The organism is Microcoleus sp. Z1_A1 (genome assembly GCF_036700305.1).
Lineage (GTDB): Bacteria > Cyanobacteriota > Cyanobacteriia > Cyanobacteriales > Microcoleaceae > Microcoleus.
This window is the reverse complement of sequence record NZ_JAUBOR010000021.1, coordinates 17,091-41,173: the sequence shown is the minus strand read 5'-3', so window position 1 is coordinate 41,173 and position 24,083 is coordinate 17,091. Positions and strand designations below refer to the sequence as shown.

At 45.9% G+C, this 24,083-nt stretch carries 20 protein-coding genes and 1 pseudogene; 10 read left to right on the top strand and 11 right to left on the bottom strand.

All coding sequences use genetic code 11. The features are described from left to right. Positions 1–19: 19 nt before the first annotated feature. Complete coding sequence (locus QT973_RS15475) at positions 20–1,078, bottom strand: M10 family metallopeptidase C-terminal domain-containing protein (RefSeq protein WP_333055455.1); 1,059 nt, start codon at positions 1,076–1,078, stop codon at positions 20–22. A 401-nt stretch (positions 1,079–1,479) separates the two neighbouring features. Between QT973_RS15475 and QT973_RS15470 the strand changes: the two genes are divergently transcribed. Next, a complete protein-coding gene (locus QT973_RS15470) occupies positions 1,480–1,623 on the top strand; it encodes a hypothetical protein (protein WP_333209005.1) in 144 nt (47 codons plus the stop codon). A gap of 511 nt (positions 1,624–2,134) precedes the next feature. Here the strand turns inward: QT973_RS15470 and QT973_RS15465 are convergent. Then, the gene (locus QT973_RS15465) at positions 2,135–2,386 is read right to left on the bottom strand and encodes a hypothetical protein (RefSeq protein ID WP_333391656.1); all 252 of its coding nucleotides are present in this window, start codon (positions 2,384–2,386) and stop codon (positions 2,135–2,137) included. 142 nt (positions 2,387–2,528) lie between these two features. Between QT973_RS15465 and QT973_RS15460 the strand changes: the two genes are divergently transcribed. The 3 genes from QT973_RS15460 to QT973_RS15450 all read left to right on the top strand — a co-directional run bounded on the left by QT973_RS15460 (position 2,529) and on the right by QT973_RS15450 (position 5,382). Next, positions 2,529–3,494: a ParA family protein gene (locus QT973_RS15460; protein WP_333391654.1), complete on the top strand. Its 966-nt coding sequence runs from the start codon at positions 2,529–2,531 to the stop codon at positions 3,492–3,494. Beyond that, complete coding sequence (locus QT973_RS15455; RefSeq protein WP_333391652.1) at positions 3,491–3,937, top strand: hypothetical protein; 447 nt, start codon at positions 3,491–3,493, stop codon at positions 3,935–3,937. Before QT973_RS15460 ends, QT973_RS15455 begins: the two co-directional genes overlap by 4 nt. Before the next feature lie 68 nt (positions 3,938–4,005). Beyond that, entirely contained in the window at positions 4,006–5,382 is a 1,377-nt protein-coding gene (locus QT973_RS15450; protein ID WP_333314858.1) for a DPP IV N-terminal domain-containing protein, read from the top strand. Positions 5,383–5,523: 141 nt separating this feature from the next. On the opposite strand, the gene hpsL is transcribed toward QT973_RS15450, so the two are convergent. After that, the gene (gene hpsL, locus QT973_RS15445; protein ID WP_333055460.1) at positions 5,524–7,188 is read right to left on the bottom strand and encodes a hormogonium polysaccharide biosynthesis protein HpsL; all 1,665 of its coding nucleotides are present in this window, start codon (positions 7,186–7,188) and stop codon (positions 5,524–5,526) included. A 412-nt stretch (positions 7,189–7,600) separates the two neighbouring features. Between hpsL and QT973_RS15440 the strand changes: the two genes are divergently transcribed. Beyond that, positions 7,601–8,302, top strand: coding sequence for an alpha/beta hydrolase (locus QT973_RS15440; RefSeq protein WP_333055461.1), 702 nt, complete (start codon positions 7,601–7,603; stop codon positions 8,300–8,302). A 282-nt stretch (positions 8,303–8,584) separates the two neighbouring features. Here the strand turns inward: QT973_RS15440 and QT973_RS15435 are convergent, their stop codons facing one another. The 4 genes and pseudogenes from QT973_RS15435 to QT973_RS15420 all read right to left on the bottom strand — a co-directional run bounded on the left by QT973_RS15435 (position 8,585) and on the right by QT973_RS15420 (position 14,243). Beyond that, complete coding sequence (locus tag QT973_RS15435) at positions 8,585–9,481, bottom strand: CoA-binding protein (protein ID WP_333055462.1); 897 nt, start codon at positions 9,479–9,481, stop codon at positions 8,585–8,587. 72 nt (positions 9,482–9,553) lie between these two features. Further along, positions 9,554–10,826: pseudogene (gene iscB / locus QT973_RS15430) on the bottom strand (RNA-guided endonuclease IscB). A 331-nt stretch (positions 10,827–11,157) separates the two neighbouring features. After that, complete coding sequence (locus QT973_RS15425; protein ID WP_333055463.1) at positions 11,158–12,387, bottom strand: succinate--CoA ligase subunit beta; 1,230 nt, start codon at positions 12,385–12,387, stop codon at positions 11,158–11,160. A gap of 338 nt (positions 12,388–12,725) precedes the next feature. After that, complete coding sequence (locus QT973_RS15420; RefSeq protein ID WP_333055464.1) at positions 12,726–14,243, bottom strand: glycosyltransferase family 2 protein; 1,518 nt, start codon at positions 14,241–14,243, stop codon at positions 12,726–12,728. Positions 14,244–14,489: 246 nt separating this feature from the next. Here QT973_RS15420 and ebsA point away from each other — a divergent pair, with 246 nt between their 5' ends. The 5 genes from ebsA (at position 14,490) to QT973_RS15395 (ending at position 19,428) form a co-directional block, all read left to right on the top strand. Then, the gene (gene ebsA, locus QT973_RS15415; protein WP_190737140.1) at positions 14,490–14,864 is read left to right on the top strand and encodes a type IV pilus biogenesis protein EbsA; all 375 of its coding nucleotides are present in this window, start codon (positions 14,490–14,492) and stop codon (positions 14,862–14,864) included. A 1,655-nt stretch (positions 14,865–16,519) separates the two neighbouring features. After that, positions 16,520–17,617, top strand: coding sequence for a phosphotransacetylase family protein (locus QT973_RS15410; protein ID WP_333055465.1), 1,098 nt, complete (start codon positions 16,520–16,522; stop codon positions 17,615–17,617). A 245-nt stretch (positions 17,618–17,862) separates the two neighbouring features. Continuing rightward, on the top strand, positions 17,863–18,366 hold the full coding sequence (locus tag QT973_RS15405) for a DNA recombination-mediator protein A (RefSeq protein WP_190744281.1): 504 nt from the start codon (positions 17,863–17,865) through the stop codon (positions 18,364–18,366). A 15-nt stretch (positions 18,367–18,381) separates the two neighbouring features. Continuing rightward, on the top strand, positions 18,382–18,798 hold the full coding sequence (locus tag QT973_RS15400; RefSeq protein WP_333055489.1) for an MAPEG family protein: 417 nt from the start codon (positions 18,382–18,384) through the stop codon (positions 18,796–18,798). Between the two features lie 138 nt (positions 18,799–18,936). Next, positions 18,937–19,428, top strand: a complete 492-nt coding sequence (locus QT973_RS15395) for a YajQ family cyclic di-GMP-binding protein (protein WP_333208994.1) — start codon at positions 18,937–18,939, stop codon at positions 19,426–19,428. Between the two features lie 91 nt (positions 19,429–19,519). Here the strand turns inward: QT973_RS15395 and QT973_RS15390 are convergent, their stop codons facing one another. The 4 genes from QT973_RS15390 to trpS all read right to left on the bottom strand — a co-directional run bounded on the left by QT973_RS15390 (position 19,520) and on the right by trpS (position 23,944). Further along, entirely contained in the window at positions 19,520–21,166 is a 1,647-nt protein-coding gene (locus tag QT973_RS15390; protein ID WP_333208992.1) for a mucoidy inhibitor MuiA family protein, read from the bottom strand. Between the two features lie 63 nt (positions 21,167–21,229). After that, positions 21,230–21,829: a Uma2 family endonuclease gene (locus tag QT973_RS15385; protein WP_333055468.1), complete on the bottom strand. Its 600-nt coding sequence runs from the start codon at positions 21,827–21,829 to the stop codon at positions 21,230–21,232. Between the two features lie 103 nt (positions 21,830–21,932). Further along, a complete protein-coding gene (locus QT973_RS15380) occupies positions 21,933–22,823 on the bottom strand; it encodes a methylenetetrahydrofolate reductase (RefSeq protein ID WP_333055469.1) in 891 nt (296 codons plus the stop codon). Positions 22,824–22,933: 110 nt separating this feature from the next. Then, positions 22,934–23,944: a tryptophan--tRNA ligase gene (trpS, locus tag QT973_RS15375; protein WP_333055470.1), complete on the bottom strand. Its 1,011-nt coding sequence runs from the start codon at positions 23,942–23,944 to the stop codon at positions 22,934–22,936. Positions 23,945–24,083 lie beyond the last annotated feature (139 nt).

The following is a 24,083-nucleotide window of genomic DNA, read 5'->3' as shown; positions in this document are numbered from 1 at the left end:
CGTTGACTTATTTTAGGATTTAGGCAAAAAAATCATTGGCACTAAGCATCCCAGGAGTGACGTTATCAACAATTCCCAAAATTAGATTGACTCGATTCGATCGAATCACAGTACCTCCGTCAATTATTTCTAAACTGAGGTCAGCAAAAGTTAACCCCGGACTAAGTTGAATGCGGTCAATACCTGTTTCAAAATCAACAATGCGATCGGCAATATCTAAATTAGCGGCAGCACTTGCGGATGACAAGACAAAGATATCATTCCCGGCTCCTCCCGTGAGAAAATCTTGTCCCATATCCCCTCTGAGGATATCGTTTCCTCCTCCTCCATCCAAAGTATCTGAGCCTTTTCCTCCGAAAATGGTATCGTTTCCTAGATTGCCAAATAGCCGATCTTGGCCGCGCTTTCCCGTGAGGATATCATTACTTTCTCCACCGAATAAGTTATCGTTACCCTCGCTGCCAATGATATTGTTCGCAGAATTCGGAGGCAAGTTTTGTACGGGTGGTGGCGAGTCGGTACGGGTAATGCTAATAGCATCAAAATCTTCTAGATCGTCGCGATCGCCAACGACAGTTACTCGATCGCCGATATTTAAATTCACCTGGTTTCCGTTCCTCGGTGCGACCAAAATTTCGCCGGTATTATCTCGGAGTAAAAATTCATCTTCACGGAAACCCGATACAGTGCCAGCAATTGTCACGATGACATCTTCTCTAACTGGCAATCCTCCAATATTTTGCAGGGAATTGTTGTTCAAATTAGCTGATATCGGAGGAGTATTTGATGCTGGCGGTTGATTGTTCGCAGAATTCGGCGGCAAGTTTTGTACGGGTGGTGGCGAGTCGGTACGGGTAATGCTAATAGCATCAAAATCTTCTAGATCGTCGCGATCGCCAACGACAGTTACTCGATCGCCGATATTTAAATTCACCTGGTTTCCGTTCCTCGGTGCGACCAAAATTTCGCCGGTATTATCTCGGAGTAAAAATTCATCTTCACGGAAACCCGATACAGTGCCAGCAATTGTCACGATAACATCTTCTCTGACTGGCAATCCTCCAATATTTGTCACCATGCTCTCGATACCTCTTATTGTTGTCTTGTTTTTTATTATAAAACTATTTCTCTAAACTTATGCAACACTTTTCGATCCCCTAACCATCCATTGCAAAGGGAAAAGACGAGAATACTGTTGCATTTTTTTTTAAATTGGTATAATCTAAGATAGGGAACAATTGCGATAAAAAAATTACTCGGGCACAAACTCGGGTAGAAATTGCCGGCGATCGAGGCAGCGATCGAAAATTTTCTATTGTTTTAAGCGAAAGCTATTCATCCCCGTTAGAAGTGGTATGGTGCGTCGCTAAAAAAATTTTGAATCCTCCCACTGTTGCGCGCGGTAGCGCCCCCGCCCGATGAAGCGGAAGCGGTGTTGCGCGCCCTCCATCAGGAACTGCTTTACGTGCACCGTCGCTTTTGGGAAATCCTCGCTTGCCGCCGGAGTGCGCGATCGAAATCGAGGTGGGCGATCGCGATGTGGCGCACGTTTCGGGGGGGAAATCCGAGTTGTTGGATTCGATCGACTGCGGTGTATTTGCGATCGAACTGAATGCGATTTAAATTAATAAAAAACGGAATCAGACGCGAATAAGGCGACTCGATATTTCGGATTCCGAAGCCGATATCCGCGAGAACAAGTCCTCGATTTTTTCGACTAGCAAACAGTGGCAAACGAGGTGCGCCGTCAGACTCCATCTGAAGCCATCAAACAGCGCCCCGCCAATCGGACACATACACCCGCAATTTAAATGGTGAATTTTCATAAATCTTCTGTCGCAAATTCGACTTTTGGGAGCGATCGACTTTAGACAACTCTAGGAATACTTCCGCGTAATTGCCTCTTTATAGAGAAGGATTGCTGCTGTGTGCTTGATGTTACTTTAATAAAACTTCGATCGCGCCCGATCTATCGCATATCATATACGTAGGTTGGGTTAAAGAATAAACCCTCCGCAACGCGCTTGCACAAAAAAGACTTCAAGTTGGCGTTGGACCCAACCTACATCGATCGACTATTCAGAAAAACCCGGTTGATAAGCGTAAGTCGTGTTTCAAAGTAGCGATCGAACTATCATCCATCTTCCTGCTGCTGTGTTTCGATCGAACTAAGCAATGCCTCATCCGAACAGGAATTTTCCCAATCGCCCTCTAGCCGAAGCCGCACGGATTTTGCGCCGCCCGCCGGAGTGCAGACAACCCAATAAGCATCATCCGAGCCTTTTACTTGAGCTTTTTCCCGGTTCTCCGGCTTGTCAGAAATACCCGAATATGCCTCTACACAACTCCAAACAATCCCTTCTGAATCTGTAACTTCTCGCGTCATACCTTGCCTGATGATTCTGCAATTTCAGCTTACGCATTCCGATCTATTTGTGCATCTATCTCTGTAAATATTTACTTGCCGGTTATTTGACATAATCTGATGTTTATTTTATTATTAATTTCTCGCTCCCAGTCTCCCTTTCATGTCAGTTGACACATCGGGGCGATCGCGCGCTGAACAAAGTCACACAATATGTTTTAATTTATATTTGAGCAAAATCCAAACAAAGCCAGCCATGAGTCCTAAATCAATAGCCGTGATCAACTTCAAAGGCGGTGTCGGAAAGACCACCGTCACTTGGAGTCTAGGAAATATTATATCCCAAGGAACAGACTTAGAAGTCTTGATGTTAGACTTAGATCCGCAAATGTCGCTCACAGAGGCGATCGGGCTTAACGAAAATACGGGTCATTTAGATGATAAGTTTGGTAAGTGGTACGAAAAATCTCTCAAGCATAGACTGACAATTTACGACGCTCTAGAAGTCTTTAAAAAAGCCGGACAGAATTTTAAATTTCCCGTGGGTTTCGACACCATTTATCAGATTGACGAACAGTTGCATTTTGTCCCTTCAGTTGAAGAATTGTATTGGTTAGATATCGATGGATTTGAGGGGAAAAGTGTTAAAGACTTCATCCGCAGATTCATCGGCAAAATCGCCAACTCTGCGAATCTCCCCAAATATGACTTGATGCTTTTTGACTGTTCGCCTTCCTTCAGTCTCCTCACCTACAGCGTACTCTCTTGCTGCGACTTAATATTGATTCCCGTCAATCCCGATTATTTTGGTTCTAGGGGATTGAGTTTAGTTTTAAACTCGCTTCAGAAACGGATTGAGCCTTATCCGTTTCCCAAGATAGCAGTGTTTATGAATAAAGCTAAAACCTATGGAGGATTGCTGACAAATGAAGTTCAGTTTTACATGAGAGAAGTAAAGAGACTTTGCGATGAGATATCAAAAGATAATAACATAGAAGTTAGATTTTTAGAATCGACGATTCGCGAAAGCGTCGGGCTAAAACGGGCGATTAATGAGGGAGAACTGCCGCGAGAATTAGTTAGAGAATTTGAAAAACTCTGGCGCGAGTGTGAGGAGTATCTGAAATGAGTAAAAAAGAAATTTTGGCGGCTTCCCAACAAGAAAGCGGGGGGTTAGTTGAGGAAATTGGCGAACTTAAGGAAATCTTGCGGGACGTTGCTCGAAAATTAACCCGGCTTGAGACTCAAGTCAAGCGGGGAGTGATGTCTGCTGGCTCAAAAGCTTCGGATATCCCTAGGGGTGCTGATGTTAATAAACCTGCTAATTTATCGGCGGCTAATGTTCTAGAAGTTTATGAAGAACTGCGTTTACAAGCTAAGAATGGTAATGAAGAAGAGGTGAGGCAAAAGTTGTTGGCCATGAGTGCAACTGACTTGAACTTAATGTGTTGCGAGTTAGGGATGCCACCCAGCAGCAAGAATCCGTCCCGCAAAAAAATGTTTGAGCTAATTATTGGCAGAATTAAACAGAGTTTGAGGCTGTCGCGGCATATAGACCGACAAACACTTTGAAAATTAGCAGAGGAATCGATAAAATGCGTTTTAACTTGCATTTCCCTCTGCGATATGGAACAGGCAAGATGCCCGTTCCACAAAAGCTTGTTCCACAAGATTTTCAGTTGAGTGTGGGGACTAGGGGTTGGGAATCTTGGCCGCCCCTGAAAAGCTTGTGGCAAATTCTGCAACTTTTCAGCTTCCATAAATTATGGCCGATAAGTGCGATCGCCCTCATCTCCCTAACAGTCTTAATCAGCTTGTTTTTGAGCCTTCACAGCCCTCCCCCAACCGCAGCCCAAAAACCAAGGATACTAGCGTTTACCGCCCTCCAGATGCGGGGCAGCGAGCCCAGAAACAGTTTATTTGCCCTCAATGCTACCAGTTCCGGTCGCCGCGAACTTACACCTAATATAGATGTTAACAGTCCCCTCGTGTGGTCGCCCAACGGCCAGCGACTGGCTTTCGTTGGCGGATACAGCGACATCTATACAGTCAATGCTGACGGTTCTCGACTAACTAAACAGTTTGCTGAGGGTGGTTGCAAAGCACCTAATTTTGAAATAGCTTGGTTTTCCAACAGCCAGAAACTTGTTTTTGCCCGTTCTTGCGACGGTTTTACCTCTGATGCTCCCGGTAGCCAATCACTTTATACAAGCGACACTTCTGGCATCCAAGGAACTAAATTAGTTCGGGAATTGGAAGTAGGAGGAGAGCCACCTAAAACAGAAATTTCATCAGAATTTTACCTTTCGCCGGACGGTCAGCAAGTAGCATTTGTCAAGGATAAAAATATCTACAAAATGAATGCCGACGGTTCGGTAATGACCAAACTAACTAAAACTCCCGGCGAATATATATCCGGCGGCAGTCAACTTGCTTGGTCGCCCGATCGCACAAAAATAGCTTTCCTGTTCGGCGCTTATCCGAAACAGCAAATTTACACCATTAATGCCGATGGAACCAACCTCAAAAATTTGACAAACAACCCGCAACATCAGGTTTACAACGTCAAATTATTTTGGTCGCCAGACAGCAGCCGCATTGCTTACTATTACAATAAACCAGGCGATTCAGCAGGCGAACAGCAAGATATTTACCTGCTCGACATTAACCGGGGGACAGCCAAGAACCTCACCCAAAAACCCAGAAACTACGACGAAATTTCGTGGTCGCCGGATGGCAAATTTATTGCTTTCGTCGCCGGAGAGTTCAACAATCAAAAACTCTACACAATCAATGCTGACGGCAACCAGCTAAATCAACTAGCTACCAGGCTAAAACCGTCACAAATTTCAGAATTAGCTTGGTATTCTGACAGCAACCAAATTGCTTTTATATATAATGAAACCGAAGGCAAAAAAAGCAAGTTGTATGTAATTAATCTGGACGGTTCAGGATTGACTAAATTGACAAACGACAAAGATTTGTATCCTGGCAATCCGGTTTGGCAACCGCAGTAAACTTAAGAGCCACAATATGCTGTAGGGGTGGGTTCGATCACAGATAAACCCAGCAGGGCGGGCTATATTGGCATTCCCCCGCAGCGAAAGCGGGTTACTTAACAAGAAAAAATCCACCAAACTCAACACTCAGAATAATTCTCAAATTGGGGAAGATGAAAGAATTTTTTTCTCCTTTAATGGCTGGTGAACTTGCAATTCATTTGACTCAACTTCCTGCTGTTTTTCATCCTGTACCTGTTTATCAATTTTGGGCAACTTTAAAATCGCTCCAGCTAAAACCCAATAATACACCGACACTGGATCTACATCCAGCGGATAGTATTGAGTATTGATCGTAATAAAGGCAACAAACACCCAAAAACTAGCTCCGTAACTCCGCAAACTTTTGTCCTTGACAGATCGGTAAGCTCTAAAAGTTAGAAAAGCTAAGTGTAAAAGCATCATCTGAAAACTAATCATTCCCGGATAACCTAGTTCGTATATCAACTTAGGTTGAAAAGTTTCAATTAGCTGCGTTGCACCAAATATTCGCGTTGAATTAGTTGCTCGTCCCACACCTCTGCCCAGAGGTCTATCAATGATAAAATTGTTGCTCTGCTCGAACTGATTAAAGAGAAACTGTTGGGGCGGTGCAGCATTCCAGCGACTAACAAAACTATCCCACCGCTGCTCGATAATTCCCGGGTTAATAGCTGCACCGACAAATAGCAGAATCGCCAGTCCTGCACCAATGGGAATAAATCGTTTTAAATTAACTAATTGACCGGTGAGAACTAGCAGGATTGCTGTAGCAACTGGAACCATAACTAAAGCAGCTCTTTGACCGGAAATAACTGCATTGGCAAATACTAATGCCATGCCAAATAAACCGATAACTCGCCACCAGAAGGAAGGGTCGCAAAAGGCAGAGGCAAAGGTTAAAAAAGCATTAGAAATTAAAAACCACGCCCACTGCCAAGGCGCGACAAAAGTTCCCGGCAAGCGGACAAACTTGACTTCTGGACTGAACACCAAGGAACCGCCGACAAAACATCTAGCTTCCAACGTTGCTTTATATAATTCTGCTCCGATCATGCCTCTGGTTCCCGCACACTTTCCACTTTGCAGCAACAGGTACTGAATCAAACCGAGAAGGCAGCAAACGATCGCCAAAACGATGTGCATTCGACTAAAAAACACCAAATCCTTCTTAGTGCGGAGCAGATAATAGGTACAAGCAATCAGCGGTATGTAACCTATCAATACTTTTAAGCCGAGAATTCCTTGCAGAATTGGTTTGTCGCCGCCCCTAGGGTTGAGCTGCATCTCCCCGTTGACAAAAATTAAAGTCAGCATTGCCATCATCAACAGGATGCTGAAGGTAGAAAGCATTTGTTTGGGAATGAACAGGGGCAACTGTTTATTTTTGCAGCTTTGAATTAGGGCGATGAGAGCTGGTATGTAGAAAGCATCTTTGGCTACTTGAAATGCAGGATTGCCGCCGCCAATTGCGTAGGTAATTGTACCACTGAAAGGCAGGTAAATTAGAAAAGTCCACAAAGCTTGACGGGGGTATTTGTAGGAAAGCAGCAAGATGGCTGCGGCTGCGCCTCCTCCAATAGCAATCTTAGGGCCGGCTACGAAAAACAGGGGAATGCTGAGAGCAAAGGTGATTAAGCAGCTTATGGCGATCGCCTGCACCACTTCATTGCGCTTTTGGGAAATTTTGCGTTTTTGTGCAGTTACTTCTTTTTTGCTGAGCGCTGTGGTTTTTTCGCTGTGCTTGTGTTTGGATTTCTTGGATTTGCGCTTGGTTTTCAACATAATTTCTAAAAGGCACTTATGTAGAAGGCTGAAGGCACTCTGATGTAGAAGGCACTCTGATGTAAAAGGTAGAAGGCAGAATGAAGAGAATCAAAAATAGGTCGGCAGATATGGTTAGGGATGAGAATTAAATAAAATCCACTTTTCATGACTGTTGTGGGATGGGCCTAAGAGCCCGTCCTTTCTGGGCGGGCTCTTAGGCCCATCCCACAAGAAAAAAGGGAAATGATTTAATTGACGATCGTTACTTATTCTTAAAGTCAAGATAAGAAAAAGTCTCGGTCGAGATTGTCGGTGTGACGCGGGCACAAATTAGACTGGCGACCTTGTAGAATATAACTGCTGCATCTATACTGTACAATGTACAAAAATGTACAAATCTCGAAAAAATAATTTTAATGTTGCGGTGAATATGAAATTAACAAAATTTGTATCGATCGGCATTGCCCTAGTTTTAGGAGCAAGCGGGAGCATATTATCTAGCAGCAGTAGAGCATTAGGGGCCGAAAAAGTAGTCCTCACATTTGGCCCGATCAGACAAGCCATCAATGTCAGCGACTTAGAAGAATTTGCTAAAAACGGCACGACGACGCCAACCCTCCAACAAATTATCCGGTTCTCCAAAATGGACGCGCAATTACTGCGGGGGTTCATGGGTTTAGAAATTGGTTTAAAGCCTGCTAATCTGGCGAGGGTAGTTTACAGCACCCCAGGAGAAAAGATCACTGACGACATCGGTCAAGCAATTCGGACTCAGCGCCGCACAGAAAGCGGGAAAGCTTTGCGGGCAGCGGTGATCCTGGCATCCGGGGATGACGGTAAGGTATCGCTGCTAGAAATCCTGAAAAAGTATCCTCTCAAGGAGGTTTACGTAGATGTTGCCAGCCTTCGCACCGCTGTTGGGAAAGTTCAGAGTATAGCTGGAACTCTGCGAAGCCTGCTTGAAGATGTGACGCGATCGACAACTCGCACAACTGAAACAAATCCCACCGAAAGGCCGATCGAACCTCGCCCCAGCGTGCAGCCAACAACTCCGCCTCCAGCGCCGCGCCGCGCCGCGCCATTGCCAGCACCCCAACCGCAGCCTGTGATGCCGGTCAGAGGGCTTTGGTAAAAAAATCCTAAATTTGTCCTAAAGGCGGGTTGAAGCCGCTGTTGTGGCATTCTGCAGACACTTTTGATATCAAATCCACTCTTCATCGGAATAGTAAATCCGAGTTCACTGTTCACTGTTCACTGTTGACGGTTCACGGTTCACGGCGTCAACAGTCAACCGTCAACCGTCAACATCATGTATGAGTGTTACCGGAAATGATATGAGACCAAACCCGCCCCCGCCCTACCCTTATCCCAACCCCCAAGAGGGTTAGGACTTGTGTGAAAACTCCCAAAGCAATCAATTTTTCTTGAGCAATTTTTTGAGCAACTTAGGAATCTCGGAAGGTCGAGCCGCCACAGGTATGTCCGCCTCTTCAAAGGCAGCCATTTTGTTTGGGGCCGAAACTCCAAAGGCTTTCTGGGCAGCAGCCCTAGAACTGATCAGGATGCCGGCGTGGCCCAAAGACGGCCCCTTGGGAGCGTAGCGGCCGGCTAGATAAGCAACCACGGGTTTGTCGATCGCCGAGGCGATGTAAGAAGCTGCAGCTTGTTCACTCCACCCGCCAACTTCCCCCACCAAAACTATCGCTTCCGTACTGTCGTCTTCGTCCAAAATTTGCAGCCACTGCATAAAAGAAGAACCGACAATCGCGTCGCAACCAATACAAACCGCCATCGACTGTCCCAACCGGGCCTCCGTCAGTTCTAGGGCAACTTCGTAAGTCAAAGTGCTGCTGCGACTGATCACTCCCACCGGGCCGGGAGTGTAAAATTCCTTGGGGTGAGTTCCCAGCAGCAGTTTGTCGGGCACAATAATCCCCGGACTGTTGGGCCCGATTACCAAAGTTTCGGTGGCTTCTGCTTTTCTGACTAAGTGCACCATATCCAGAGGAGGCACTCCCCCTGTGACGATCGCGATTTGCCGAATTCCTCCGGCGATCGCTTCTAGAGCAGCATCCAGCACGGAGTAAGCGTCTACCAAAATTACCGCAGTGTCAACCTGACCCACTGCCGCCACTGCTTGTTCTACCAAATCAAAAATCGGAATTCCCTCCACTTCCTGCCCCCCCCGACCGGGACTAACACCGGCGACTACATTCGTGCCGTATGCTTTCATCATCAGGGCGGCGCGGGTGGACGCGGGAGATTCTGTAATGCCCTGTACTAGGACTTTGCTTTCAGGAGTTAAATTCATCTTTCTTCCCCCTTGGAGACTCCCGCTGTACCTGTACCCAGGTCAGCGGCGAGAGGAAAAGGGGGGCAAGGTTTATGCTGCATACGAATAACCATCTTTTCTGTGAATAACTGAACAATACTTGTGGCTAATCCCTGACACTAATTCGCTCGGCGGAAATATTGAATGAGCCACTGGTTCTTACGGCAACACGTCCAACGTATGTACCAATTTTCTTGCCAGAGGTTACAATCGCTTTGACAATATCTCCCGTTTGAAAACCTTTAACAAACTTAAACCGGGGAACATAGCGAGATGGAAAGCCGAATTTGCCAGTGCGGCACATTTGACGTGTCCCGTGACCAGTTGCTTTGATCGATAGTGGCTTGCTTGTTAAAATCTTCAATGACTCAACCTTTCCGACACAAGCTGCATCTAGCCAATGAGTTTTAGGTAAATTTAATTGAATGCGGTTGAACTTCGTTAAGCCACCACTACCTGTAGAAACAGGCAAGCCAGTTGTACGGAGTCGATTAAATAATGTCCAACGAGTCGAATTGACGGCTGCTGCGTCTTTTAACGGACGTTTTGCTTGAGATAGAATCCGCTTCAAAATCTCTGGCTTTTTAGACAAGAATTGCTCAACATCTTGAGTACCTTTCTTTTTGTTGCAAGCATCGCAAGCAAGGCAAAGATTAGAAATGCGATTAGCTCCGCCTTTGGCTTTGGGATGAATGTGCTCGACTTGTAATGGTGTATTTATTTCACCACAGTAAGCGCATTTTCTCTCCCATTTGTTCAACAAATACTCGCGGATATCATAGCCATGCAAAACGCCTTGTTGGTACTCGATTCCAGAAATTTCTGGGTTTTCTAATTGCTGTAAGTCAAATCGGACAAGCTCTTGAGCAATAGAAGCAATGGGGGCGAGTTTCATCAATCTAGTCACCCATGTCAGTGTTGTTTCGACGCGGTGCTGCAAACTTGGGGCTAGCCAACCTTTAGGGCGAGTCCTGTTTGAGAATCTAGCCCGACGATAGCGGGTATGGCGATTTCTCCTGACTCTACGCAATGAAAGGCGAGATTCAAGGCTGGCTTTAATAGCTTGTCCTCGGTGTGTTAGCTCTGCACCAAAGATTACGTTTTCTCCTTGTATTAACGCAATTCCAGTAGTTCGAGAGCCAGGATCTATTTTGAGAGTGATTGGTTTTTGCGGTACTGTTACCTCTACTTTCAAAATTAGCGTAAATGGATACCTTTTGAAGACAGCAGCTTTGCCAATAGTTAGCAATTTACGTGCCAATCCTGGGCGGATTGGATTGAGCGGTCGTTTTTTGGTATCAAGTACAAAAACCAAATTAGACATTTAAGTCCTCCCTTACGGGGTAATGTTTGCTTCGTCAATGTTTAAGGTCGGTAACTATCTTAAAAGCACTGGCTTAACCCTTACACCTGTTTAACTTTTAAGTTCTAGAGCGGAAGACTAGCACGCATCCTCCGGTAGGTACTTCAACACTTACCTTAAACGTAGTGGGCGAACCACTTAGACTGGTCAACTAGGCAATTTCTGTGCCCGCGCTGTCTCGGTACTCCGAGCAGCGCCGGGTGATTGACTTTTTCCCACTTGACACTCGATCTGTAAAAAGCAGAAGGCCTTCATCTGTAAAGAAATCTCATTTTTTGCCGATCGACTGCCCCTACTTGGCGGAGGATACAGAAGCGGCCGCAGCCTCATCCAAAGTGCTAGCTAGCTGCACCGGCAACTGTCCCAAACGCTTTTTAACAGCATCAGCATCGATCTCTACCAGTCGCAGCACAACTTGGATGTGGCGGTTAGCGCGAGCTTTCCGTTCCAAATAGCCGGCTACTGCAGCGATTATTTCCTCAGTCTTGGAGGCGCTGCCCAAAATATTTACAAGTATCACCTTAACGCTTTTATCCTGAGCGACTAACTCCAGACCCAACTCCACGCGATCGCGCAGGGCATTTGCTGCATAGTAGCGGTCTAGGGAACCAATATTCACAAAATTAGCTGGTTTTCCTCCTTGGTGGGTTACAGCATCTAGAGTTGCCATTGTCAGGCCCACTCCGTTGCACAAAATCGCAATATTCCCGTCTAGTTCGATTAATTGCAGGGATTCGGAATTCGAGATTGGGGATTTAGATTTGGGGTCAAACTCCGGCGACTGCTGAACCTTGGACTGGGAATGGGAGCGATCGCCCCCAGCATGGGGACTTCTTCTTTCCCGTGCCAACCCGCCCAAGAGCTTCTTCTCCGAGAGTGCTGCCAAATCTGGATGTCGTCCCAAGGCATCGTCGTTGGCGGTGACTTTACCGTCTAAAGCCATTACCTCTCCCCTTGGACTGATGCCGAGAGGATTGATTTCTACTAAATCTAAATCTTTTTCGACAAACAGTCGGTACATTTTTTCGACAATAGTGCTCACCGATTGAATCAAGTCTCCCTGCAATCCCATTTTCAGCGTGAGACGCCTCGCGTAGAATGGGGAAAATTCTTGATCTACGGCAACTTGCTGCATTTGGTCGATCGACCCTTCGACATCCATACCTCCTTGGCTCGACCCCAGAAGCACCGGGCGTCGCGCTACGGGGTCTAGGAGTACCGCTAAGTACAATTCTTGGTCGGCGTTGTACTTTGCTTCTGCCAGCAGGACTTGGGGATATTCATCCTCGATCGGCAAATTAAAAATTGTTTGGGCTGCTGCTACTGCATCGATCGTATTTTCTACAAACTTGATACCGCCGGCCCTGCCCCGTCCCCCAGCCCGCACTTGCGATTTGAGTACAACGGGGTAAGGAATTTTCAGTCCTTTGAGGTCAGCGGGATTGTCAATCCGCTGCGACGGCAAAATCGGAATTGCCATCTGGCGAAATAATGATTTAGCTTGGTACTCTAACAAATCCATTTATCAATTACGGGTGACGGGTAGTTGGCAACAAGCAATTCGTCCTAATTGGCAATTCATAATTAATAGATAGTAATTGGTTTTTTGTCAAGTTAAAAGTTAAAAATTCTCGCTTTTATCTTTTAATTTTAGACTTTTGTATGGCCGATTACTTATTCGCTATTACCGCTCGCCGATTACCTATTACCTAAGCTGTTTCAAAGTGTTTTTTTCTCGAAATTGCCAAATTTTACTCTTAGGATCTGGCAGGGAGATATTTGGCGAGCGTTGGTGTTTTTTTGTCTCGCAAAATCTTCGGACTTTCGGCCATACTGTGCCGAGATATTTCTGCGAATTGTTTACTTGAGGCTATTAACAGCGCCTTGATGGACGGTTTTGACCCATTTGAGCCGCTTGGGCCGTACCGCAATCCGAGCCGTTACAGTCCCTACCAGCAGCCAGTGGAACATATACACAGTACCCCGCAGCGTTTGCAGCCCGGTGAGAAAAACTCGCCTTACGTCAAATTTGGTTTCTTTGCGAGTGCGGCGCAAACCGACAAACATTCCCACCACCGACAATGTAAGGGTCATAAAAGTTATGGGACTGGCGATCGGCATCCGGCGCAGCGCAATTGACATCACAAAGTCGGGTAGGGCTACTGTGGGTAAGAAATATTGAGATACCCAAAATCCAAATAAATCCCAAGTTTTCCCAGTTCCCATGCGGTTCCGCAAAATTAGCCGCCAGTAGTCAAGATAACGCTGATAGCCACCTTCTGCCCAGCGATTGCGCTGATGCCACAGAGCGCGAGCGTTAGTGACTCCTTCTTCTGACACGGCTGGGAAAGAGAGAAATTCAATGTCCCAGCGGTCTAGGTGCAGCCTCACCGTCAAATCCAGGTCGTCGGTAATCGTCTCCTCGTTCCAGCCTCCGCAGCCTTCCAAGGCGGTGCGGCGCATGAATTGGCCGTTACCGCGCAATTCTCCAATGCCGCCGATCGCAATCCGCTGCTGCTGGAAAAAACTGTCGAGAGCCATTTCTGCTTCTTGGCCGCGAGTCCAAAAATTTACCGAAGCATTGGCGATGGCTTTTCTGACTTGCACAGCCCCTACCTTTTCTGCATCGAACACCGGCAGTACCAGGCGCAGCAAGTCTGGCGTTACCGTCGCGTCGGCGTCAAATATTCCCACAAATTCCCCGCGAGTCAGCGGTAACACTTGATTCAGTGCTCCCGACTTGCCGCCGCTGGCATTTGCTCCTCTGCGAAATACTTTGAGCTGGGGGTACTTTTTGGTTAGCTGTTCCAATACTAGCGGCGTGGCGTCGCTGCTGTGATCGTCGATCGCCCAAACTTCGTAGCGGTCGATCGGATAATCTACATTGCAGATGGATTCTACGAATCGGGCAATCACCGCTTCCTCATTTTTCGCCGCTACCAGCAGCGACACATAGGGCCAATCCTCTCGACTTTCATCCGCAAGAGGCGGCAGTGCGGGCTTGGGCTGGGCAAACAAAACTCGAAATGCTTGCATCCACAGCAGTCCCGTCAACCCCCACACTACCCACGCACCCCAAGAAATCAAGTGCAGGGCGATCGTGCCGGCCCAAATCGCAGCCAGCACTGCGGCAGCTTTTCCGCGCCTTCCCCGGTACAGATTTTGAGGAAAGGAGGGAGTTCCCGGCACAGACACCGCCACCGGGAGCTCTGCTTTTGTTTCCGCGTCAAACACCCTGTCGCCAATGTCTGATATAGCAAATACTTTGCTGAGCTTCGAGTTCGAGGTCAAACTCTTGAGCTCTTCTTGAGCTAAATCAGAGATGTCCAAGTTAAGCTCGCTGCGAGCGTCGTTTTCTGGCCAAGAACTCTCCTGCATAGGTTACTTGATTCAACCACCAATAGTTTTTGATTTTAGATATAAGCATCTACTGTATCAGTTTCTGGGCTTTTGTCGAAAGCGGACGGGAGGACAACCAGCGGGTTCGGTGATTGTACGGCCCTGGTAAACGGGTACTGCATAGAGTATTTAGCTTGACTTTTGCTTGCGATCGACCTGGAATATCTGCTAGTTTTTTCAGGGGATCTAAACTATCTGTTAGTAATAATTGTCTGAGGTGGAAATATGTCTATTCCTCAACTCAAGCCAGCCGATGACAAAGAAGTGAAAGTCTACGCGCCTTTCTGTCAAGAGCCCAGGCGTAAGTTTTTACCGCACGCTATTGGCCTCTACAAGCTCAAAACCTTGGAGGGAGCAAGAAAAATTGACGGCGGGGAGAGCGTGCCGTTTGTCGCTAGTTGGAATATCTCGTCGCTGCCGATCGACTTAACCCGCTGTCGGGTGTTGTTTGACGGCAATGCTGAACTCAGCTACGAAGTGACTATGCAAAGCTCTGAGTTTGTTAGTTGCTTAATTGAGGTTCTCCTGACTTTTCAGCGAACTCGTACTGTCGATTTTTCTAAAACGTTTTACCGCAAGCTGATGCGAATGGATGAATAACTTTCACCGCAGTCGCACTCCCGAAAGTCCGCAATTGACAATCAAGCAATTTAATCCGGGGCCCCCGGATTGATTCGTGGATCGAGAAAAAAGCTCCTCGCTCCCGATCGCCAGCCCCCGGATTTATCAGTGGGCTTGCTTTCTTCAATCTAAAATCTCAAATCTAAAATCTAAAATCGATAGTCGCACTCCCGAAAGTCCGCAATTGACAATCAAGCAATTTAATCCGGGGCCCCCGGATTGATTCGGGGATCGAGAAAAAAGCTCAGAATCCCGATCGCCAGCCCCCGGATTTATCAGTGGGCTTGCTTTCTTCAATCTAAAATCTCAAATCTCAAATCTCAAATCGATTGACGGGCGCTATAACTGACCCACCAATAGTGTAAAGCCACGACGGCAACATTACATGATTGGGGAGCCAATTTTATTTGAGAAGCGGAAATAGTAAGTGAGTTGTTGGATCGTTCTCAATAATCCCTTTGGGGGTCAGCACTTATCCCCATTGCTAAAGTAAATCTACCGCAGTTTTCAGTTGAGCGTGATACAGAGTTCGCTACCTGTATTTCATCCAATTGAAAACTACTGTACTTTGTTCTGGTAAAAGTCCAAAAGTCTATTTCGGACATGGGTGCTGTGCGAGTAAGCGCGAGCGAAGCTATCGCCGTTAGGCGAATCGCGCCGTCCGATTTCGTTCAAATTTTGCGACTCGGTAGCTGAGAGGAAAGCGCTGTAGATCCGCCCAAGGAAAATTAATCTACAGCCCTTGACGGCGATCTGCCTAGCATCGCAATCAGCCCAAAGGCTGCCGAAATTCCAGCCCGCGCCGCCCGACAATTTATGTGTTTAGAAGCTAGAATCCCGATTATAAGGAGCTTATTGCTCGCATTGCCAGTGTTCAGCTTTAACGCGGGCGATCGCACTAATAATGAATAACTAATAATACATATAGCAACCCTAAATCATTCGCGTAATTATTGTAGGGGCAATCCCACGCCCAGTTGCCCCGATAGATAGGGGGTAGGCACTCTTAGCACTACCCCTACAAATTTACATGAATTATTTATGATTGCTATATCGATTGTCGATTATATGCAAGAATGATCGGGCAAGCACCGGGCTTGATTCCTACAAAATACCTGTATTATAACAATCCTTGCAGGAGTCGTATTTTTTTTACCCCACCCCAACCCTCCCTTACGAAGCGGAGGGGGTAAGAAATTCACAAATGATGCGAGGATTGGTATATACCCAACAAAAACTGCACCAAGCCCTATTAATAGGTTATTCCTAGTCAAATTCCCACTTATACCCTGTTATATTTATTTGATAAAAGTCGGTATTAATATCTAATTATAGCAAGAAACATGACTAAAAATTTATAATTTAAAATTTTTGATTAAAAAAATATCAGCGATAAATAATTATCAAAAACTGCTGGCAAAACAAACAATTTAAAAACTGGTTTTCCAAAATCAAGTAAAAAGAATGGGAAGAAAATGGTTGCGAACAGGTAAATAAAAAATTTTCGCCAAAAAACAATCTGCCCAAAAGCGACAAAATCGAGTATAATCGAGTATAATATATTATTTCTAAATTGAGGCTCAGTTCAGAAATACTGTTGAAAAACTAAATTTATTGAAATAGACAGGTGCACATTGAGGATTGAAGGCGTACCCAAATTGACTAAATATTTGCTGATCGGTTCCACAAAAGCTTACAGTGGCAAGTCTGCCATCGCCCTAGGGATGGCACTCGGACTCCGGGGAAAAGGACTGGCAGTCGCCTACGGCAAACCTCTGGGAACCTGTTTGAGCTCGCCCGGAGCTGGGATAGAGGACGAAGACGTGCGGTTCGCCGTAGAGACGCTGAATCTCTCAGAAAGTCAGATGCCGTCAACACTGCTGTATTTGGATGAAGAGACGGTTCACAAGCGTTTGCGGGGAGAAGACAAGACAGATTACCGCCAGTCTTTAGCGCAATATTTGCAAGCTCCCAGCGGAGACTTGGCGCTGTTAGAAGGCCCAGCTAATTTGGAGGAAGGCAGTCTGTTTGACTTGTCTTTGGCTCAAATCGCTGAGACAGTTGATGCCTCTGTGCTGTTGGTAGCTCGCCCGATCGATCTGTATATAGACGATTTGCTGTCGGCTAAACAGCGTTTGGGTTCGCGGTTGCTGGGCGTGGTACTCAATGACGTTCCCTCGGACAAACTCGAATCGGTAACGGCGACTGTGCGGCCTTTTCTGGAGGCTGCGGGTATTCCAGTTTTGGGAATGCTGCCGAGAAGTGCTTTGCTGCGAAGTGTCAGCGTCAAAGAATTGGTGCACCAATTAAAAGCTGATGTGCTGTGCCGTCGAGACCGTTTGGACTTGATGGTGGAAACCTTGACAATTGGCGCGATGAATGTTAGTTCGGCTATGAAGTATTTCCGCAAAGCGAGAAATATGGCGGTGGTGACGGGGGGCGATCGCACGGACATTCAGCTAGCTGCTCTGGAGAGCTCGACTCAGTGCTTAATTTTGACAGGCCACTTGCCTCCTTCTCCCCTAGTGATTGGCAGGGCAGAAGAAATGGAAATTCCGGTTTTGTCTGTTGATTTGGATACCTTAACCACGGTAGAAATTATCGACAGCACCTTTGGCAGCGTGCGCCTGCACGAACCGATCAAGGTGGAATGCGTTACTCAGCTAATGGCAGAACATTTTGACCTTGATGGCATGATGGCATCCTTGGGCCTGGGCGATCGAGTCCATTAAGAAGAGAGCCGGAGCTGAGAGAAGAAGGTATTCGGCAGAGAGAACTTTTTGTTTAAATAAATAAAAAGGTAAAATTCTTAAATTCTCAATTTTTCTTGAATTCTACCTTGATCTCTGGCTTCCTCAACTCTCCCGCTCCTCTAGTCTGATCCCGTAAATCAGCAATTCTTAACTTCTTTTTGGCGGCAATGGCTAGTGAGTCTGCTAAAATCCACAACGTAGTTTTATTTAATTTAATAAATTCTTTGAGTCAATCAATTGAGCTACCCAGAGTAGATGATTTTTTACAAGAACTTGCGGCGATCCAGCAAACCGGCTCCAAGCGGATTGCTCTTTTGGGTTCTCGCCACGTTCCTATTACCCACCAGCAGCTAATTGAGATGCTGAGCTACGCCATAGTTCTGGGAGGCAATCAGCTCATCACTTCTGGCGCTACAGGCACCAATTCAGCCGCAATTCGGGGGGCAATGCGAGCAGATCCTAATCTGCTGACGGTGATTTTGCCACAAAGCATGAGTCGCCAGCCTCGGGAGTCTCGCGACCAACTCGAACAAGTGATACATTTGGTAGAAAATCCCAAAAATGATAGCTTGTCTCTCCCGGAAGCAAGCGCCATGTGCAATCAGGAGATTATTTCTCGCTGCCAGCAACTGATATGTTTTGCTTTTCACGAAAGCCACACTTTGCTGAAAACTTGCCAGGATGCGGAGGAACAGCGCAAGGTGGTTACTCTGTTCTATTTTGATTGAACTGCGAGGCGGATGATGCTGTTGGGATTACCTGTGTCGGTTATTCTGCTTGATTGTATTGCTGCTGCGGCTGCGCTGGTGTACGCACCGTTTTTGGTGGTGGCGTTCGCCCGCTTGCAGCTAGGCTATGACCAAGCAGCCCCCCGCGCTATGTTTGAGAGGTTGCCTGCTTACGCTCAGCGGGCAACTTGGGCTCACCAAAATTCGTTTGAGACGTTTATGCTGTTTTCAGCGGCGGCTTTGATGGCTTTTGTGACGGGGGTAGATTCGGAACCGGCGGGTTGGGCTGCGATCGCTTTTACGATCGCCCGGTTGTTGTTTTCGGTTTTCTATATTCTCAATGTGCCACTGGGGCGATCGCTCATGTTTGCGATTAGTTCTTCTTGCACTGTTTCTTTATTCTATTTCAGTTTAATGGCTGTTAACGGCTAATTTTCAGTAGTCATTGGTTATTGGTTATTGGTTATTGGTTATTGGTTATTGGTTAGTTGTTAATGCCCAATGCCCTGTTTGGCCAATGCCCAATGCCCAATGCCCAATGCCCAATGCCCCATTACCAATTACTAATTTATGGCTGCTAGTTATTCCTTTGATATTGTCAGCGAGTTCGATCGGCAAGAATTAGTCAATGCTGTTGACCAAACTGTGCGGGAAATTCAAAGCCGCTACGATTTGAAAGATACAAAAACCACTCTAGAATTGGGCGCTGAAGCAATTACTGTCAATACGGACAGCGAATTTACTCTCGACGCAATTCACACTGTTTTGCAAACTAAAGCCGCCAAGCGCAATTTGTCTCTGAAAATTTTTGATTATGGGAAAATTGAAGCTGCTAGTGGTACTAGAGTACGCCAAGAAATCAAACTGAAAAAAGGGATTGACCAGGAAATTGCCAAGAAAATCACTAAATTAATTCGAGATGAGTTTAAAAAGATTCAAGGCTCGATTCAAGGTGATGCAGTGCGGGTTTCGGCTAAGGATAAGGATGAGTTGCAGTTGGTGATTCAACGCTTGAAGCAAGAAGACTATCCGATGGCTTTGCAGTTTACCAATTACAGGTAAATTTGATAGTTTATCGGGACTTCAGTCCTCATACGTGGTGACGAATCAGGACTTTAGTCCTGATTAGAAACAACTTTTTACCTACTTAATATTAAATATCTAAACCCGTGACAGTTAAGTCGGGAGGATGTTCGACAACAAACTGGTAATATAACTCTTGCTTTGCTTGCGGCGGCAGAGACATTATCCATTCTAGCAGTCCCATTTCACCTGCTACTATCTTCGGATTAGTGAGAGTCGATCGCACTTTAATTTGTTCATTGCGGCTGACTGGCAATTGCTCTTGTAGTGTCAGGTGTACCTGCACCTGCTGCAAGTTTGTCACATTTAAGCGATAAGCGTAACTCGTGCGCCTCTGCTGACCGATCAGTTTTTTATCTACTTGTCTTTCTACTAATTCCCGCTCTATTTTTAACCGTTCATCTATTCCTAAATTCAGTTTATATTCTTGGCCGGGGGAAACATTTTCTAACTGCAAACTGCCGACAAAAGTGTTATCGCGAAAGATATTTGCTTTACCGGGAAGCAGAGTTGCACCTGTCAGCGGATTCACAACAACTGCTTGCAAATAGGCAAAACTGACTAATCGCGGGACGGCTATATATTCAGGTTTAAACGGATAATTTTCGCCGAAAATAGTAACTTTGTGCGGTGTGCCGTCGCTGGGAATCTTGGTATTTCCGCCTACTTGAAATGAGACGGTGCCGCCTTCTTTCGATATTTGGGCTGTGGCGGTTTGAGCTTCTATGGGTTCGGGTGCTGCAGAAACACTAGGCTCAGTCATCATGGCTAATGCTACTTCGTTTGCACCTGATTTAGAATCGTATGATGCCATACTTCTTGTCATTCCCGCTCTGTGAAATTCTGCTGGAGGCGATTTTGAGCGAAGAATATCGATATACCAGGATTCTAATTTGGGGGGTAGCATTCCCATTCCGGGTTTTGCTGTAGATAAAGTCAGCGCTACTCCCGTCCAATCTTCGCCTGTATTTTGATTGACTTCGGCTAGGTAATTGAGATTAATTTGGTTGTTGTTAGTGTTGACTCGCAAGTCGTAAAGGGGAGTCCAACGGGCTCGCATGACTACATAGGAAACTTCTAGTTCAAAATTGCCGATGCCGCTGGGTTCAATGGCAACAATGATGTTAAAGCTTTGCTGAGAATGGGGAGTTTGTACTTGGCGCAACTGTTGCTGCAAAGCTTCTATTTGCTTGTCTAATTCGCGCTGCTGTTTTTCGTGTTGGGCGATCGCACTTATGTATTTTAGGTAATTAGTTCCTAAAAAGTTGAGCAATTCGCCAGTTTCGTTTAAACCTACCTGCTGTTTGGCGATGCTGCTGGAAAAGAATCCGACGCTTTTTTCGCTCAAACCTTCCACAAATTTGAGCTGAATTTTTCTGGCGGTTATTTTGTCGTTAATTCCCCGTCTTTGGGTTTGTAACTCCTGAATTTGTTGGGTTAATTCGGCGGTGCGATCGCCCACTGGTTCGCTGCTAAACACTGTTTCGGTTCGCACTCCCAGCAATCGCACTGCAACTGTACCCGCACCCGTGGCCCTGACTGACTCTGTGTCGAGGGTTGCGGGTACAGAGGCGATCGCCAATTCTCGCTCGTTTCCCGTCAGAGATACCGTACCGCGGCGCGTCACCAAAGCGCGATCGGTGTAAACTGTAACTTCGGATATGCTAGTATTTAGTGTTTTAATGGTATCAGAATTAAGTATTTCTGAGTCAGTCATTGCCAGTTGCTCCTATTTAATAACCGTTTAGTCGATCGAGCTATTTCAAAAGTAGTTGGTCGATTAATTTTCCCGATCGCCCATTCCTCTAGAAAATTCCTCAAGCGCATCCAAAGGCGAAGCAAACAAAATACAGCGCTTCAGCAAAGACAACTCTAACTCCGGCAGTATTTCGCTGCTAGCAATGCGATCGTAACCTTCCTCTCGCAGATGGTAAAGCTCTAGAGTGCCATCTTCCCAAAACCAGACTTCCGGGACTCCCATCAGTCGATATTTCTGAAGTTTAATCGGACTACCGCTAGTAATGACTACCTCAATACACAAATCGGGAACATCTTTATCTGTTCCGAAACAATAAGACAAATCTGCCTGATACTCGACTTTCCCCTCAACAATTTGACTGTAACTGCCACTCGGAAAAAATTGTATTCTATTAAATTGAAAAAAATTGCTCAGTAGCGCTGCAATCAGACATCGAGTTGCCTCGTGAGGTTTACTGATTCCCACAATTTCTAGAACTCCATCACAATAAAATAAGCGTACATTCGGCACGTCTTCAAAACTAGCTTGAATTGCTTTGAATTGATGCCATGTCAAACCGCGCCAAGTAAAACGCTGTTCGGCCGCAGGAGAAATTGTTGGATTGTCTACAGTTTGAAGCATGATTTTTTTATTGATGTTCAAAATGGTAGCGGGGTGGGCGGGTTTACGAGATCGTTAGTTTTAGAACATTGATGGTTGCTCAAACCCGCCCCGTGGGTTAATTTTAGCTTAGTGGCTCGATTCCCGCCAAATCCAAAATTTGAGGAATTAAATCTTCTCGTTTGACGGCCATCATGTGAACTCCTTGACAAATCTGCCGCGCTAGCTTGACTTGTTCGGCAGCAATTTTTATGCCTTCCTGCAAGGGTTCTGGAGCTTTTGCTAAACGATCGATCGTCTCTTGTGGGATGTGAACTCCCGGCACGTATTTTTTAATAAATTCAGCATTTTTAGCTGATTTAAACAAAAATATTCCTGCTAAAACTGGCTTGTTGCAGCCCGCAGCAATATTGTGCATAAACTTATCTAAAAGTTCAAAATCTGTTATTAATTGACTCTGAAAAAACTGTGCTCCAGCCTCTACTTTTTTCTCAAATCTACTTTGCAAACCAGACCAACTGGGGCATTGCGGATCGACGGCAGCACCGACAAATAAATCGGTAAATCCGTCTGTTAAAGGTTTGTCATTCCAGTCTTTGCCGCCATTCATTTTTTGAATGACTTGCAACAGTCGTACTGATTCCAAGTCGAATACACTTTTTGCTTTAGGATGGTCGCCCGCTTTGACGGGATCGCCTGTAAGTGCTAATACATTGCGGATGCCTAAAGCGTGGGCTCCCATGAGATCGGCTTGCAGACCAATTTGATTGCGATCGCGACAAGCAACTTGACAAATTGGCTCAATTCCGTGCTGCACTAAAATTGCCGAAACTGCTAGGGGGCACATTCGCATCACTGCGCGACTCCCGTCGGTGATATTAATGGCGTGCACTCTGTTTTTGAGGCGTTGGGCCATTTGAATTGTGTGAGTCATGTCGCCACCTTTTGGCGGGGCCACTTCGGCGGTAATTATAAATTCTCCGGGGGTGGTGCAGGCTGTGCGAAAACGGTTCATGATTATTTTTCTGTTATTGGTTATTTGTTATTTGACAGTTGACAGTTGTTAGTTGACAGTTGGCAGTTGTTATTCTTAACCAGTAACCAATAACAACTAACCACAAACCACTAAACAGGTAAAGAATAACCGAAAGCTGTCTTAACCTTAGTTAGAGTTTGATTAGCAATAGCTTCTGCTTGTTCTCTTCCACGACGTAGTACAGACTCTAAATATCCCCGATCGTCCATTATTTCCTTGTATTTATCCTGAATTGGTTTGAGGGCATTAATTGTCGTCTCTGTCAGCAAGGGTTTAAAATCTCCCCAACCCATGTTTTCACACTCCGCTGCTACTTCTTCTTTAGATTTGCCGGAAAGCAGGAGATAAAGTGTCAGCAAATTTCTAGCTTCGGGGCGATCGGGGTCGTCAAAAGTCAAACCGCGCACGGCATCGGTTTTGCAGCGCTTGATTTTTTTGGCGATCGCATCTGGCGAATCCAATAAATTAATTCGACTTTGTTCGGAAGGGTCAGATTTCGACATTTTGCGCGTGCCATCTGTCAAACTCATCACCCTCGCACCGTCAGTCCGAATTAAGGGTTCGGGAAGTTTCAATACGGGCTTTTCGGGTGTGCCGAATTGGTGATTTAATCTGATGACAATATCGCGGGTGAGTTCCAAATGCTGTTTTTGGTCTTCTCCCACTGGCACTTTGTCGGCATCGTAAAGCAAAATGTCTGCTGCCATTAACACCGGATAATTTAGCAAACCAGCGTTGACATTTTCGCCTTGTTTAACTGCTTTTTCTTTAAACTGAATCATATCTTCGAGCCAGTTAATCGGCGTAATACAGTTGAGCAGCCATGCTAGTTCTGTGTGCGCCGTGACGTGGGATTGCACGAAAATAGTAGAATATTCTAAATCGATGCCGCAAGCTAAATAGAGTGCGGCGATCGTGTAAGTGTCGGAGGCTAGAGTTGCTGGATTGTGCGGTGCGGTAATTGCGTGCAAATCGACTACGCAGAAGTAATTTTCGTACTGACTTTGATTTTCTACCCAGTTGCGAATGGCACCGAGATAATTGCCTAGGTGAAGATTGCCGGTTGGCTGAACTCCAGAAAGAACGCGCTGTTTGCCCATGAGGAAAGAATAGAATTGAACTCACATTTCTATATTGACACGTTATTTCAATTTCAGAGCCACTAATTTTCTGGCGGTTGACTGCTGACTGCTGACTGCTGACTGTTGACTGACAACTAACAACTGACGACTGACAACT

Coding starts and splice junctions, on each gene's coding strand:
- QT973_RS15475 (WP_333055455.1), bottom strand. CDS start 1,078: ATGGTGACAAATATTGGAGGATTGCCAGTCAGAGAAGATGTTATCGTG.
- QT973_RS15465 (WP_333391656.1), bottom strand. CDS start 2,386: ATGACGCGAGAAGTTACAGATTCAGAAGGGATTGTTTGGAGTTGTGTA.
- QT973_RS15460 (WP_333391654.1), top strand. CDS start 2,529: ATGTCAGTTGACACATCGGGGCGATCGCGCGCTGAACAAAGTCACACA.
- QT973_RS15455 (WP_333391652.1), top strand. CDS start 3,491: ATGAGTAAAAAAGAAATTTTGGCGGCTTCCCAACAAGAAAGCGGGGGG.
- QT973_RS15450 (WP_333314858.1), top strand. CDS start 4,006: ATGCCCGTTCCACAAAAGCTTGTTCCACAAGATTTTCAGTTGAGTGTG.
- hpsL (WP_333055460.1), bottom strand. CDS start 7,188: ATGTTGAAAACCAAGCGCAAATCCAAGAAATCCAAACACAAGCACAGC.
- QT973_RS15440 (WP_333055461.1), top strand. CDS start 7,601: ATGAAATTAACAAAATTTGTATCGATCGGCATTGCCCTAGTTTTAGGA.
- QT973_RS15435 (WP_333055462.1), bottom strand. CDS start 9,481: ATGAATTTAACTCCTGAAAGCAAAGTCCTAGTACAGGGCATTACAGAA.
- QT973_RS15425 (WP_333055463.1), bottom strand. CDS start 12,387: ATGGATTTGTTAGAGTACCAAGCTAAATCATTATTTCGCCAGATGGCA.
- QT973_RS15420 (WP_333055464.1), bottom strand. CDS start 14,243: ATGCAGGAGAGTTCTTGGCCAGAAAACGACGCTCGCAGCGAGCTTAAC.
- ebsA (WP_190737140.1), top strand. CDS start 14,490: ATGTCTATTCCTCAACTCAAGCCAGCCGATGACAAAGAAGTGAAAGTC.
- QT973_RS15400 (WP_333055489.1), top strand. CDS start 18,382: ATGCTGTTGGGATTACCTGTGTCGGTTATTCTGCTTGATTGTATTGCT.
- QT973_RS15395 (WP_333208994.1), top strand. CDS start 18,937: ATGGCTGCTAGTTATTCCTTTGATATTGTCAGCGAGTTCGATCGGCAA.
- QT973_RS15390 (WP_333208992.1), bottom strand. CDS start 21,166: ATGACTGACTCAGAAATACTTAATTCTGATACCATTAAAACACTAAAT.
- QT973_RS15385 (WP_333055468.1), bottom strand. CDS start 21,829: ATGCTTCAAACTGTAGACAATCCAACAATTTCTCCTGCGGCCGAACAG.
- QT973_RS15380 (WP_333055469.1), bottom strand. CDS start 22,823: ATGAACCGTTTTCGCACAGCCTGCACCACCCCCGGAGAATTTATAATT.
- trpS (WP_333055470.1), bottom strand. CDS start 23,944: ATGGGCAAACAGCGCGTTCTTTCTGGAGTTCAGCCAACCGGCAATCTT.